Origin of the sequence: Legionella drancourtii LLAP12 (assembly GCF_000162755.2) — a bacterium.
Lineage (GTDB): Bacteria > Pseudomonadota > Gammaproteobacteria > Legionellales > Legionellaceae > Legionella > Legionella drancourtii.
Genome location: NZ_JH413798.1, coordinates 52,980 through 66,236, shown reverse-complemented (window position 1 = coordinate 66,236; position 13,257 = coordinate 52,980). Strand labels below are relative to the sequence as shown.

The window sequence follows — 13,257 nt, the reverse complement described above, 5'->3', positions numbered from 1 at the left end:
CACCGTGAGAACAGTACGTATTTATCAGCCAGGTAGTTACCAAAGTAATGAGCTTTTAGCATTATCCCCTGAGGCCAGTCAGCATGTTGCTGTAGTTTTGCGGATGCAAATTGGTGAACAGCTTACTTTATTTTGCGGTGATAATCGTGAATTTACAGCAACCATTGAAGCCGTGAAAAAAAAGCAGGTTATGGTTACTGTTAACGCGGTAACAGCAATAAATAAAGAGTCGCCATTGGCCATCCATTTGGCACAAGCCATTTCCAAGGGCGAGCGGATGGAATTGGTGATGCAAAAGGCCGTAGAATTAGGTGTTACCCGCATTACCCCAATTATTAGCGAGCGTTGTGTGGTTAAGTTAGATCAAGAACGGATGGGCAAAAAATTGCATCAATGGCAGGCTATCGTGATTGCTGCTTGCGAGCAATCAGGACGTAATACGGTGCCGGTGATCCATCCGCCGCTTACTTTGGCGCGTTATCTGCAGGAAGAGTCGGCGCAATTAAAATTAATATTACATCCAGGTGGCAATAAAAATTGGCGTGATTATACTTTTACCCAGAGCAATATTGCGTTATTAATTGGCCCTGAAGGTGGTTTAAGTGATGCGGAAGTGCATAGCGCTAGCGCTCAAGGTTTTCAGCCTTTATCCTTAGGCCCGAGGATTTTACGCACAGAAACTGCAGCAATTACTGCATTGAGTGTGTTGCAAGCCGTCGCCGGTGATCTATAATAGAATATTGGATTCAACGAATTTTAAACAACAGAGGTTTACCCATGAGCGATCATATTAAAACAATAACAGATGCAAGCTTTGACCAAGACGTCATCAATGCCAATAAGCCTGTGTTAGTTGATTTCTGGGCTGAATGGTGTGGTCCTTGTCGTGCACTAACGCCTATATTGGAAGAAGTTGCCGCAACCCACGGAGCAGAGGTTACTTTTGCGAAAATTAACATCGATGAAAACCCACAAGCACCGGCAAAATTTGGGGTAATGAGCATTCCTACCTTGATTTTATTTAAAAATGGTCAAGTGGAGGCGGTCAAAATGGGGTTGTTATCTAAATCTCAATTGAGCGCTTTTGTTGAGAGTCATGCTTAAAATATTTTTTTCTTTGTAAAAATGTTGGATCTTGAAGTAAAGCTGTGATACTGTTTGCAATATGTGGCATCTTTGGAATATAAAATGTCACATAGGCAGCAGAATCCTTAGCTGCTGTTCTTAATATAAATTATCTCGGATAACTCAATTCTTAAACAACAAATCAAGTGAGAAGTATGAATCTTAGCGAACTTAAGCAATTGCCTATTGCCGATCTCTTCAATATTGCACAAGAGATTGGTGTCGAAAACCCTTCCCGTATGCGCAAACAAGAAATTATTTTTGCCATTCTTAAGGCTCATGCCTTAAAAGGCGCAGACATTCATGGTGATGGTGTTTTAGAAGTCTTGACTGATGGTTTTGGTTTCTTACGATCTGCAGATGGCTCTTATTTAGCTGGTCCTGATGACATCTATGTTTCACCCAGTCAAATCAGACGTTTCGGTCTGCGTTCAGGGGATACAATTTCAGGAAAAATTCGTCCTCCCAAAGACAGTGAGCGTTATTTTGCCCTGTTGAAGGTTGATGAAATAAACTATGATTCACCCGATAGTGCCAAACGCAAAATTCTCTTCGAAAACCTTACTCCTTTATTTGCTTCAGAGCGTTTGGTTATGGAGCAAGGCAATGGCAGTACCGAAGATTTAACTGCCCGTGTCGTTGATTTATGTGCTCCTTTTGGTCGTGGACAGCGTGGTTTGATTGTTTCTCCGCCGAAAGCGGGTAAAACCTTAATGTTACAAAACATTGCTCGTTCTATAGAAAAGAATTATCCAGAATGTTACCTCATTGTGTTATTGATTGATGAGCGCCCTGAAGAAGTAACCGAGATGCAACGTTCAGTGAAAGGTGAGGTAGTTGCCAGTACCTTTGATGAACCGGCAAATCGTCACGTGCAAGTCGCCGAAATGGTCATCGAAAAAGCCAAGCGTTTGGTTGAACATAAACGAGATGTGGTGATTTTATTAGATTCGATTACGCGTCTAGCCCGTGCTTATAATACGGTAATTCCTTCATCAGGTAAGGTTCTGACCGGGGGGGTCGATGCCAATGCGTTACAAAGACCTAAGCGTTTGTATGGTGCTGCACGTAATATTGAAGAAGGTGGTAGCTTAACGATTATTGCTACAGCCTTGGTTGATACGGGCTCTAAGATGGACGAAGTAATTTACGAAGAATTCAAGGGAACCGGAAACATGGAAATTCACTTGAGCCGTAATATTGCTGAACGTCGAGTCTTCCCGGCGATTAATATTAATCGTTCCGGAACACGTCGTGAAGATTTGTTATTAAGCCCAGAAGATCTACAACGTACATGGATTTTACGCAAGATTCTCCAATCTATGGATGAATGCGATGCAATTGAGTTTTTAATTGAGCGCATGAAGAATCATAAAACGAATGCTGAATTCTTCGATGCGATGAAACGCCAAGAGTAGAAAAAAATTCCCTAAGGGATACTTTCACTGTCATTAAGTGCTGGATTTTGCTTCAGAGAACCTCCATCCGTTCGGGCTGAGGAAGCGCGCCCGAACGATTCAGGGCGAATGAGATTCATTTAATTAAATGGCAATGATAGGCACCTTTTCCCCGCAAGGGGAAAAGGATCTTATTGCAAACCTACGATCGGCGAGATTGCGAGGAATTTTTAATGAAATACTCTGATCTAAGAGACTTTATCGCGCAACTTGAATCACGTGATTTATTAAAACGTATCGATTACCCAGTATCCCCTTATCTTGAAATGACCGCAGTTAGTGATCGCGTCTTGCGTTCTGGTGGTCCGGCGCTGCTTTTTACAAATACAATCAATCAGATGCCTGTTTTAACCAATTTATTTGGTACCGTTGAGCGTGTGGCTATGGGGATGGGGGAAGAAAGTATCAGTGCCTTAAGGGAAGTGGGTAAATTATTAGCCGCACTAAAAGAGCCGGAGCCTCCTAAAGGATTCAAAGATGCCTTTAATAAATTACCCCTATTAAAGCAAGCCTTAAATATGGCACCCAAATACGTCAGCGGCGCTGAATGCCAAACCCATGTTTGGGAAAAAGAGGCCGTTGATTTAACCAAGCTGCCGATTCAAACCTGTTGGCCTGGAGATGTTGCCCCCTTGATTACCTGGGGCTTAGTAACGACCAAAGGCCCCCATCAGGCTCGGGAAAATATGGGGATTTATCGTCAGCAACTTTTAAATAAAAATCAGTTAATTATGCGTTGGTTGTCACATCGTGGTGGTGCCTTGGATTACCAGGCTTGGCAACAAGCTTATCCTGGGGAACGTTTTCCAGTGGCGGTGACTTTAGGTGCAGATCCGGCAACTATTCTTGCGGCAGTAACACCAGTCCCAGATAGTTTATCGGAGTATGCTTTTGCGGGTTTATTACGGGGGCAACGCACGCGGCTGACGCGTTGTATTGGCAATGATTTGCATGTACCTGCCAGTGCGGAAATTATTTTAGAAGGCTATCTAGAACCTGGTGTAGATGCTGCTGAAGGGCCTTATGGCGATCACACGGGTTATTATAATGAAGTACAATCCTTCCCGGTATTTACTGTAGAGCGTATCACGCATCGCGAGCAACCGATTTACCACAGTACTTATACTGGACGTCCTCCCGATGAGCCGGCTATTTTAGGTGTGGCTTTGAATGAAGTGTTTATTCCTTTATTACAAAAACAATTTCCCGAAATTATTGATTTTTATCTACCACCTGAAGGTTGTTCTTATCGTTTGGCGGTGGTTACCATTAAAAAACAATACCCAGGACATGCCAAGCGTATTATGATGGCTGTCTGGTCCTTTTTACGTCAATTTATGTATACCAAATTTGTGATTGTTTGTGATGATGATATTGATGCACGTAATTGGCAGGATGTGATTTGGGCGATGACTACACGTATGGATCCTTCGCGTGATACCGTCATGATCGATAATACACCTATAGACTACCTTGATTTTGCTTCACCAGTCTCTGGTTTAGGCTCAAAAATGGGAATGGATGCCACCAGCAAATGGCCTGGTGAAACGCAGCGGGAATGGGGGCTGCCTATTGTGATGGATGAAGAGATTTTGAAAAAAGTGAATGGTTATTGGCCATCATTAGGATTGAACATATGAGTGAAAAAATCATTAAGGCTCAGGTAGAGCAAATTACGCCACTAACCGATACGATTATGCAATTGGTTTTGGCACCGGAAGAATACGTGGATTATCATGCAGGACAATATCTGCAAATTCTTTTTGGAGATGAAGCCTTTAGTTATTCAATTGCGAATGCGCCTTTGGGGTCGCATAAATATGAATTACATATTCGCCATAGTTTGGAAAATCCATACAACCAACGCTTATTTGCACATATTAAGGAACAGGGGAGTGTCACGATTCGTTTGCCTTTTGGTGTATGCAGTATCGAGCATCTGGATGCGCAGCGTCCGATCTTATTTATCGCGGGTGGTACGGGATTTGCACCCGTAAAGGCAATGATTGAACAGTTATTATCTACTGCAGCAGATCAACGGCCCTTTGAATTGTTTTGGGGCGCGCGCATGCAAAATGATTTGTATATGGATGAGAAGGTAAATAGCTGGCAGGCGCATGTGGGGCGGTTTAATTATTTTTCTTCGTTGTCTGATGAAAATGAAATGCCGCTGGTTTCTTTTGTTTTGGCTCGTCATCCGCATGATTTGGCCGCTTGGCAAATCGTCATTAGCGGGCCTTTTGATATGGTGTATAGTACACGCGATGCGTTAATTTTACATGGTGTAGCCGCCGAGCATTTATATTCTGATGCATTTAGTTTTGAAGTGAAATAGGGAGAGAGTTCATGCAAATATTCTATGAAATTTTAGGGCTTATTGGTGCGGGAATGATACTTTTTGTTTTATACCGTTCGATTAAAGGAAACCCGGATCAATTTAGTCGTGAAAATTTAAACAAGAGTTTTTTTACTATGGGCGTGCTGGCTCTAGTCTTAATTGGCTTTATTGCCTTGATGGTGCTAACGCTGCGCAGCACTTAGTTCAAGATAGGCACGCCGCTTCTTAATCTATGCGGCACGCGCTGCCGCTTGTTTAATGTTTGGCATTCGGATTATGATACTGCCCGCCGCGCTCTTGCAAATACATGCTTACATGGGGGTTATTAATCGGGAGCTCACTGGTATCGGCAATTAACATGCACTCTTCAACATAAGTCATTTGGCTACTGTCATCAACCAGTAAACGGTACCAAGGATTGCGGGTTGCAAATTCTCGCTGTGGCGCTTGAGGATTATAACGGCCGGAGGCCTGAAATAAGGGATCTATATCGACCACAATCGCACGGTAACGACTCTGTTTATGTATTACTAAATCCCCTATATTAAAGCGAGCAATTTTATCCATCTAAAGATCCTTTTTTTAGCGTCATCGCGGATTAACTACGCGATGACCGTAGGGCAAGAGACGCTCTTATCTGAGCGCTTTGGATCTGTATCGGTAAATTTGCGTTTACCTTGAGTTTAACCGCCGCATTGAGGAGCGCTTAGCGTAGACGCTAATTCGTCAACCTGATTTATCATCTTTTGTTTTGCTGTTTCAGCAGCAAAGAAACGTACGCAGCCACTCGTAATTTTTGATTGCACCACTTGAATGCCGATAAGCGTTCCTAAAGAGAATAAGGCGATTAAGAGATTGGTCACAATGGGCTTCCATAGCTGTTCATGCTTACTCATGCTACTATCTTCACTGTGTAATCTGGCCTTAAATTTAGTTTTGAAGTGCTGATACGCTGCTTCATTAGGCTCTTTTTTTACAAAGCAATCGAGGTCTTGGCGTAGTTCACCGGCTAAGCGGGAAACGATATCCTGTTCTTTTTTATCTGCTAAGTTTTTCGCAAAAGCTAGCATTTTATCTAAACCATTATACAATGCATCTAATTTCTGCTGGTCTTTGTGCATTGCTTCAAGCTTGATTACTTCTTCAGAATGATGCACTGGCTCTGCATCCATTAATTTAATGGTTATCTTATTTAATGTGGACTGGAGATTAATCCCGGGGAATTTCACGTGATGCTCAGCAATTGTGGCGAGTAGTTTGTGACTAGTACCGCTGGTCTCGTAGGCATCAAACAACGTATTCATGGTGGTGATAAATGTTTCCCGTGCTTTTTTATCGGCGCTCGTGAATGCATCTTTTACATGGTATTTTTCTGCACGCGCTTCTTTATAGTTATTTAATAGTCTTTTTAGTTCCACGACTAAGCTAGATCGTGCTTCTTGTTGCGCTTTAAGCTCGGCTTCTTGCTGCGCCTTAAGCTCGGCTTCTTGCTGCGCTTTAAGCTCGGCTTCTTGCTGCGCCTTAAGCTCGGCTTCTTGCTGCGCCTTAAGCTCGGCTTCTTGCTGCGCCTTAAGCTCGGCTTCTTGCTGCGCCTTAAGCTCGGCTTCTTGCTGCGCTTTAAGCTCGGCTTCTTGCTGCACCTTAAGCTCGGCTTCTTGCTGCGCCTTAAGCTCTGCTTCTTGTTGCGCCTTAAGCTCGGCTTCTTGCTGCGCCTTAAGCTCGGCTTCTTGCTGCGCCTTAAGCTCTGCTTCTTGCTGCGCCTTAAGCTCGGCTTCTTGTTGCGCTTTAAGCTTGGCTTCTTGCTGCGCCTTAAGCTCTGCTTCTTGTTGCGCCTTAAGCTCGGCTTCTTGCTGCGCCTTAAGCTCGGCTTCTTGCTGCGCCTTAAGCTCGGCTTCTTGCTGCGCCTTAAGCTCGGCTTCTTGCTGCGCCTTAAGCTCGGCTTCTTGCTGCGCCTTAAGCTCTGCTTCTTGTTGCGCCTTAAGCTCTGCTTCTTGCTGCGCCTTAAGCTCGGCTTCTTGCTGCGCCTTAAGCTCTGCTTCTTGCTGCGCTTTAAGCTCGGCTTCTTGTTGTGCTTTAAGCTCTGCTTCTTGCTGCGCCTTAAGCTCTGCTTCTTGCTGCGCCTTAAGCTCTGCTTCTTGTTGCCTTTACGGGCTATTGCTAGTTCATGTTCAATGTTTTTTATGTCTGTATTTAGCACGTTAATTTCAGAGTTGATGCTCATAATATTAGGCAGTTTGCTTTGCTTTTCATGGAGACTGGTTATATTTTCATAGTTTTCAATTAGCGTTTTTTGATATCCGGCTAATGCCTTCAAGTCTGTAAGTATTTTAATTTTCTGGATAATGATATCGAGGAATGCTTGTTTTTCTTTGGCTTTCTTCTTAGTAAAAAAGTCGAAAAGGCCATAGGCTATTGCCACTTGATTTGAGTCTTTAGTCGCGAATTGATAAGCCTGCTCTTTTGTGCCTAATTGTTTCATTAACCAGCTGAACGGCGGCGTAGAGTCATTTAATTTAGAGGTATTGATGAGTTTTTCTATCTCTTGTTGCGGTATTTCTTTATGTGAGCCCACACATTTTTTGATGGCTTCTAAAAGTACTATTAATTGGTCTTGCTCGGGATGATTATGAACAACCAGCGCAAGTAATTTTTCTTTTTGTCTAGTAATAAAAGAGTCGTCTGTTAGCTGATCTTTTCTTTTATAGGGATGGGAGTGAATGGTGATCCTATGACTGAGTATCAATTTTTGTACCGTGTTAAGAATATCTTGAATGGCATTGGCCTTTATTCGTAGGTCTTCGCTGAACTTTTTATCGCTTTGTTCTACTTGCGATTTTTTTTCGCTTTGTTCTGTAAGCGCTATTTTTTTTTCTTGGAGCTCTTTTTCTAATTCTAATAAGTCAATTTTTTCTGCTGTCATGTTGATCCCGGTTCATTATGGGTTATTTGTGGGCATAGTATATTTTATAAATCTTGTTTGGTCATTAAGAATGCATGTTGTTGGCGGGGAATTCGTAAAAATATGGCAGCCGCTCACCGCGGCACTCCAGAAACACATAGGTTTTTTATCTATTTAGTTTGAATAGGGGGGTAAAGGTTTTATTTGATCCAGAGTCTTTTGCACCTCTTTTGTTTGCGCACGCTGTGCGGCTACCTGTCTGTTTTTTTCTTGCGCATGTGCTAATTGCTCTGCTGCTTTCTTGGTTTTTTCTTGCGCGCGCGCTAATTGTTCTATTTCGGTTGGTATTTTTTCCTGTTCACGTACTAATTGTTCTGCTGCTTCTTGATTTTTTTGCTCTAAAACTGTTTTTTCTCTCGCCAGCTCAAGCGCAAGCTCTTCATATTTAGTTTTTGCTTCTAAGAGTTTATCGCCGGTTATCGCGTATTCATCGTGCAAAGGTTTAAGTTTTGCTTCTTCTTCTGCGTTATATTGTCGTTCGGCTAATTGTTTTTCTAGCGCAAGGCGTTTTTTTTGCCCTAGCGATTCTTGGGGGAGCTCTTTTAATTTACGGCTGAGCTTGCCTATATTGTCTAATATTAGACGCAAATATTGTGTTTGCGCTTCAATACTCCTTTTTTTGTCGGCATGTTTCTGAGTTAGGTTGTCGCGATTTCTTTTGACATCACCAATCTGCTGTTCTAAGCGAGCAACCTGTTGTTTTATCCGTATTATTTGTTCTTCAATTTGTTCTGCGGTCATTTCAATCCCCAGTTATGCGCACCATCCATACTTAAAGTATAGAATATAATCATTGTTTGGTTGGTGTATTAGGGCTGGCTGATTAGAGCAAATAAATAGCCAGAATAATTCCTAGCTCATAAAGTAAGCAAAGTGGTACGGCCAGAGTGATTTGTGAAAAGACATCCGGGGGGGTGAGGAGCATGCCAAGGATAAATGCGCTGACGATGACATAAGGACGTATTTTTTTAAGGGTGGCAAGCTCAACAACCTTTAGACGAACGAGCATAAAACAGAGCAAGGGTACCTGAAAACACAAGCCAAATAACAACAGCATATGGGTGATAAAGTCTATGGCATAGGTTATATCCGGCATATAACGTACCCCTTTAGGCAGGGCATGAGCAAAAAATTGAAACATGAATGGCAGCACGAGATAGAAACAAAATGATATTCCAATAACAAATAAGATGAGGCTGAATATGAGCGCGCGACGGAGCACACTTTGTTCGTCTTGATAAAGTCCGGGGCTAATAAAACGCCAAAAGTGAAATAAAGCCACGGGGGCACTGAGCAACATTGCCGCATCAGCAGCAAGTTTAAGCGGCGTAAAAACAGGAGAGGTAATTTGGGTGGCAATTAATCCTTCTTGAGTGGGAAGGCTGTGGAGCAATGGGCTGACCAGGGCTTGAAATAGATTGTTGGCCAGGAAGAAAAATAATAAGAAGAGAGTGGCAAAGCAAAATAAGGTTTGTATGCTGCGTCGGCGTAGTTCAAGAAGGTGGATTAACATAATATTGGGAAACTCATTGGTTGGGCTGGGACAAGTTAAGTCCTATTCCTCTGTTCTGCGAAATCCGGCGATCTCAATTTTTGCGCAAGATCCCTGGCTTCCGTGGACACGTCGCGTGAAGTAGACAGAGGATTTTCCCCTGGCTTGACGCCTATGCCCATCAAAGGGGGCGCGGCGTTTTGACAGTAGTACTCTAATTCTCTGTACTAAATCAAGCCTCGGAAAATTCCTCACTCTTTATCCCAACACGTTCAGGGCGCGTTTCTTTGATGCGATTAAATTGATCAACAAAAACCACAGTTGGGTTTATATGGGCGCAATTTTCTTCTTGCACTTGGCTAAAGGTGGCAATAATTACTAAATCGCCAGGCGTTACCAAATGTGCGGCGGCGCCATTAACGCAGAGTTCAGTAGAACCTGGTTCGCCAGTAATGGCATAGGTTTCAAAACGAGTGCCGGCTGTCACATTCCATACATTGACGGCCTCATAAGGAAGTATATTTGCGGCTTTTAAAAGCTCTGGAGAAATGGTGATACTTCCCTCATAATTCAAATCTGCCTCAGTAACCCGGGCACGATGAATTTTTGATTTTAACATTCTTCTATAGGTCATTGTTCATTCCAACCTTGTTCATAGTGGGCGAATTTTACCCCATGTTAAGAAATTTATGCTAGCTAAATTTTGTTATGTTGCCGTACAGCGCTAAAGCAGGCTCTGGACCTGGTTGACGCACGAAGCTGTTTTGCGCCAGCGGCATTTATTTTTTTGAAATTAGTATTCAGTTCATAAGCAGGATATAATTCATTTTTATTTTTTCTGGATGACATCAAGTGAGGCACAGCCCACGTAAGCGTTTTGGTCAAAATTTTCTGCAGAGCCGTCATGTAATTGACGATATTCTGCGTTCTATTAATCCACAGCTCGAAGATAATCTCTTAGAAATTGGTCCGGGTTTAGGGGCATTAACAGAACCTTTACTCCGTCGCTTAAAGCGGATGACGGCAATTGAAATTGATACGGATTTACAAAAATATTTGTCTGAATTACCGATTGCGCAAGGAAAATTAAATCTAATTGCCGCCGATGCGTTAACGGTCGATTACAGTCAATTTGGTGCGAAATTAAGGGTTATTGGTAATTTGCCGTATAATATTTCCACGCCCTTATTGATCCATTTGCTACGCTTTGCGCCTTTTATAGAAGACATGCATTTTATGTTACAAAAAGAGGTTGTAGAGCGTATGGCCGCACAACCGGGTACTAAAGACTATGGGCGTTTAACCGTGATGTTGCAATATCACTGTGATGTGGATTATTTATTTGCGGTTCCACCAGAAGCATTCGAGCCGCGGCCTAAAGTTGATTCGGCCGTGGTGCGTTTGGTGCCTTATGAGAAATCTCCCTTTGAATCAGTTGCCGTGGAGCAGTTGGAGCGCTTGGTGGCAAGCGCCTTTGCTATGCGACGTAAGACCTTGAATAATAATTTAAAAGGGATCATATCTGCAGAGCAACTTCTTGATTTAGGGATTGATGGTGGTAGACGGCCTGAGCAAATTTCGGTCGCTGAATATGTTCAACTAGCGAAATTTGTTTCCAATTAGTGTAAAATTAAACAATCAGGGATTGATTGGTAATTATTCACCATATTTGATATTGCGCTAAGCTGAATAGTTACTTTAATTTTAGTTTGGAGTTATTAATCATTATGGAGATGGCTTTGTTTCATCGTGAGCGTAAAAATTCTTTGTCAACGCAAAGAAAATCGATAAAAGATTTAACCCGCATAATACCTGCGAGTCATTTCTTGATTGAGGACAGACGACAGGCATTACTCATAAAGATGCACGCGTTGACTCAGTTGGAACCATCGCGCTATGAGCGTTTATGTCTGGCTCTTATCGATAACCTGGTTCTTTATTGTCAAAATTTACCAGAGACTGCAAACAGTTATTATTCACAACCTGGCGGTCTTGTCGACCATGCCTTGAATCGTACGGAAGCTGCGTTAAGTTTATTTCAGGAATATATGGTGCATGAACCGGGCGATTCCTTATCCGAAGAACAATTATTGTGGCAATATACCTTGTATTCTGCGGCCCTTTTACAAGGGCTCGGCAAATTATTTGTCGATTATCAGGTGAGCCTATTTGATGTCAATCGCAAGCCATTAAAAGAATGGAATCCTTTGCTTGAAAGCTTGGGTAGTATTGGTCAGTATTATGCGTATGAGTTTCAAAAAGAACCTGAGGTTGAATTTCGCCGCCGCATCAATTTGTTGCTTGCTAAGGCATTAATTCCGGCTAGTGGGTTTGCCTGGATTGCGTCACATGGCGAGGTGCTTGCCGTTTGGCTGGCCTTACTCAATGAAGATGAGCGTTCAGCGGGTACTTTGGGTGCCATTTTAATTCGTGCAGATGCGATTGCCATTCAGCGTTACTTCACCGAGTTTATGCATCGCCATGGTAGCAATCATCCGGCGGGACGTTATGGTAGCATCGGGACCTTTGCTGGCGGTACACCAGAAACTTTATTAGAAAAAGAACAACATGCGGGTCTTGATTTCATTCAATGGATGATAAAATCTTTGGACGAAGGGCGAATTATGATTAATAAAGCACCTTTATTCATGGTTCCTGGTGGTATGTTGATGTGTCAAGAAATGTTTCAATTATTCGTGCGTGAACATCCAGAATATAAAAATTGGCAAGCGGTACAAAATGGCTTTTTGGCTTTAGGTTTACACAGTCGCGGAGCCGATGGTAGTGCGACGGTCCGTTTTGAACAAATGCAAAATCAGCAGATGCAAAGTGGCGTCGTATTTTCCAAGTATGCTATTGCACTGCCCGCGTCGGTTAAAGTACAACATCTATCGGGTAGAGTGGAGTTGATGTCCGCCATGGAGTTGACCAATAGAGCAAGTAGTCATACTCAATTGAGCCAATCCCATACAGCCGCCGTTTCTTCTTTGCAAAAATTAAATGCTGCCGGGCAATGGTTAGTTGTTGATAACAGTAGTAATGCCATACGGCCAGGAGCAAAAAACAGTGTCTGACTATGCGATTGGTGATGTGCAAGGATGTTATGAACCCTTACAAAGGCTGTTGGCATTAATTAAGTTTGATGATACTGTGGACCGCTTATGGTTTGTTGGTGATTTAGTGAATCGCGGCCCCGAGTCGCTTGCGGTGTTACGCTTGGTAAGTTCTTTAGCACTGACACCAAGAGTGACCTTAGGCAATCATGATTTGCATTTATTAGGTTCATTATTTGGTGATAAACCGTGGAAAGGCCATGATGATACCCTCAAAGACATCCTTAATGCACCGGATCGTGAGGTCTTAGGGCAATGGTTAAGAAAACAATCTATTTTGTATCATGCCCCTGAATTTAATGTGGTGATGTGCCATGCGGGTATTGCACCAGTCTGGGATTTAGCCCAGGCAAAGCAGTTTGCTAAAGAGCTTGAGGTGGTGCTTTCTGGGAAGTATTACCGCAATTTTCTTTCGCATATGTATGGTAATAAACCCGATCTGTGGGCAGATGAATTACAGGGCATGGACCGTTTACGGATTATCACTAATTATTTTACTCGTATGCGTCTTTGTGATGCCGAAGGCCGGCTGCATTTAAGTTATAAAGGGACACTTGCTGCCGCACCTGCTAATCTTTATCCGTGGTATGCCGTGCCCCAACGTAAACACATTGACGCCGAGATTGTTTTTGGGCATTGGGCGGCATTAAAGGGCGTATGTCCTAATCCTAAAATTCATGCCATTGATACCGGCTGTTTATGGGGCGGACAATTAACAGCGCTACGTTTGCAAGACAAACAACGCTTTGCGGTCTGGAACAAAGTTAAATGAA

General features: G+C 42.8%; 15 protein-coding genes. 9 read left to right on the top strand and 6 right to left on the bottom strand.

The features are described 5' to 3' along the window. Window positions 1-4: 4 nt before the first annotated feature. The 6 genes from LDG_RS01910 (at window position 5) to LDG_RS01885 (ending at window position 5,123) form a co-directional block, all read left to right on the top strand. Window positions 5-733, top strand: coding sequence for a 16S rRNA (uracil(1498)-N(3))-methyltransferase (locus tag LDG_RS01910; protein WP_006869412.1), 729 nt, complete (start codon window positions 5-7; stop codon window positions 731-733). Between the two features lie 44 nt (window positions 734-777). Next, on the top strand, window positions 778-1,104 hold the full coding sequence (gene trxA / locus LDG_RS01905; RefSeq protein WP_006869411.1) for a thioredoxin: 327 nt from the start codon (window positions 778-780) through the stop codon (window positions 1,102-1,104). Between the two features lie 176 nt (window positions 1,105-1,280). Continuing rightward, window positions 1,281-2,543, top strand: a complete 1,263-nt coding sequence (rho, locus tag LDG_RS01900) for a transcription termination factor Rho (protein ID WP_006869409.1) — start codon at window positions 1,281-1,283, stop codon at window positions 2,541-2,543. 212 nt (window positions 2,544-2,755) lie between these two features. Further along, entirely contained in the window at window positions 2,756-4,222 is a 1,467-nt protein-coding gene (gene ubiD, locus LDG_RS01895; protein WP_040534154.1) for a 4-hydroxy-3-polyprenylbenzoate decarboxylase, read from the top strand. Continuing rightward, entirely contained in the window at window positions 4,219-4,917 is a 699-nt protein-coding gene (locus LDG_RS01890) for an NAD(P)H-flavin reductase (RefSeq protein ID WP_006869407.1), read from the top strand. Before ubiD ends, LDG_RS01890 begins: the two co-directional genes overlap by 4 nt. An 11-nt stretch (window positions 4,918-4,928) precedes the next feature. Then, a complete protein-coding gene (locus LDG_RS01885) occupies window positions 4,929-5,123 on the top strand; it encodes a hypothetical protein (RefSeq protein ID WP_006869406.1) in 195 nt (64 codons plus the stop codon). Between the two features lie 52 nt (window positions 5,124-5,175). On the opposite strand, the gene hspQ is transcribed toward LDG_RS01885, so the two are convergent. The 6 genes from hspQ to panD all read right to left on the bottom strand — a co-directional run bounded on the left by hspQ (window position 5,176) and on the right by panD (window position 10,005). After that, the gene (gene hspQ / locus LDG_RS01880; protein WP_006869405.1) at window positions 5,176-5,487 is read right to left on the bottom strand and encodes a heat shock protein HspQ; all 312 of its coding nucleotides are present in this window, start codon (window positions 5,485-5,487) and stop codon (window positions 5,176-5,178) included. 116 nt (window positions 5,488-5,603) lie between these two features. After that, on the bottom strand, window positions 5,604-6,338 hold the full coding sequence (locus LDG_RS19995) for a hypothetical protein (protein WP_233491396.1): 735 nt from the start codon (window positions 6,336-6,338) through the stop codon (window positions 5,604-5,606). Window positions 6,339-6,340: 2 nt separating this feature from the next. Then, complete coding sequence (locus LDG_RS19990; protein WP_233491394.1) at window positions 6,341-7,840, bottom strand: hypothetical protein; 1,500 nt, start codon at window positions 7,838-7,840, stop codon at window positions 6,341-6,343. 153 nt (window positions 7,841-7,993) lie between these two features. Beyond that, window positions 7,994-8,620, bottom strand: coding sequence for a hypothetical protein (locus LDG_RS01855; RefSeq protein WP_006869402.1), 627 nt, complete (start codon window positions 8,618-8,620; stop codon window positions 7,994-7,996). An 82-nt stretch (window positions 8,621-8,702) separates the two neighbouring features. Then, entirely contained in the window at window positions 8,703-9,392 is a 690-nt protein-coding gene (tatC, locus tag LDG_RS01850; protein WP_006869401.1) for a twin-arginine translocase subunit TatC, read from the bottom strand. A gap of 211 nt (window positions 9,393-9,603) precedes the next feature. Then, window positions 9,604-10,005, bottom strand: coding sequence for an aspartate 1-decarboxylase (panD, locus tag LDG_RS01845; protein ID WP_040534150.1), 402 nt, complete (start codon window positions 10,003-10,005; stop codon window positions 9,604-9,606). Between the two features lie 218 nt (window positions 10,006-10,223). Here panD and rsmA point away from each other — a divergent pair, with 218 nt between their 5' ends. The 3 genes from rsmA to LDG_RS01830 all read left to right on the top strand — a co-directional run bounded on the left by rsmA (window position 10,224) and on the right by LDG_RS01830 (window position 13,256). Continuing rightward, window positions 10,224-10,994 carry a 16S rRNA (adenine(1518)-N(6)/adenine(1519)-N(6))-dimethyltransferase RsmA gene (gene rsmA / locus LDG_RS01840; protein WP_006869397.1) on the top strand — a complete coding sequence of 257 codons (771 nt, stop codon included), beginning with the start codon at window positions 10,224-10,226 and terminating at the stop codon, window positions 10,992-10,994. A 116-nt stretch (window positions 10,995-11,110) separates the two neighbouring features. Further along, the gene (locus tag LDG_RS01835) at window positions 11,111-12,445 is read left to right on the top strand and encodes a conjugal transfer nickase/helicase domain-containing protein (RefSeq protein WP_006869396.1); all 1,335 of its coding nucleotides are present in this window, start codon (window positions 11,111-11,113) and stop codon (window positions 12,443-12,445) included. Next, the gene (locus tag LDG_RS01830) at window positions 12,438-13,256 is read left to right on the top strand and encodes a symmetrical bis(5'-nucleosyl)-tetraphosphatase (RefSeq protein ID WP_006869395.1); all 819 of its coding nucleotides are present in this window, start codon (window positions 12,438-12,440) and stop codon (window positions 13,254-13,256) included. The genes LDG_RS01835 and LDG_RS01830 overlap by 8 nt, the downstream gene beginning before the upstream one ends. Window position 13,257: the final 1 nt, after the last annotated feature.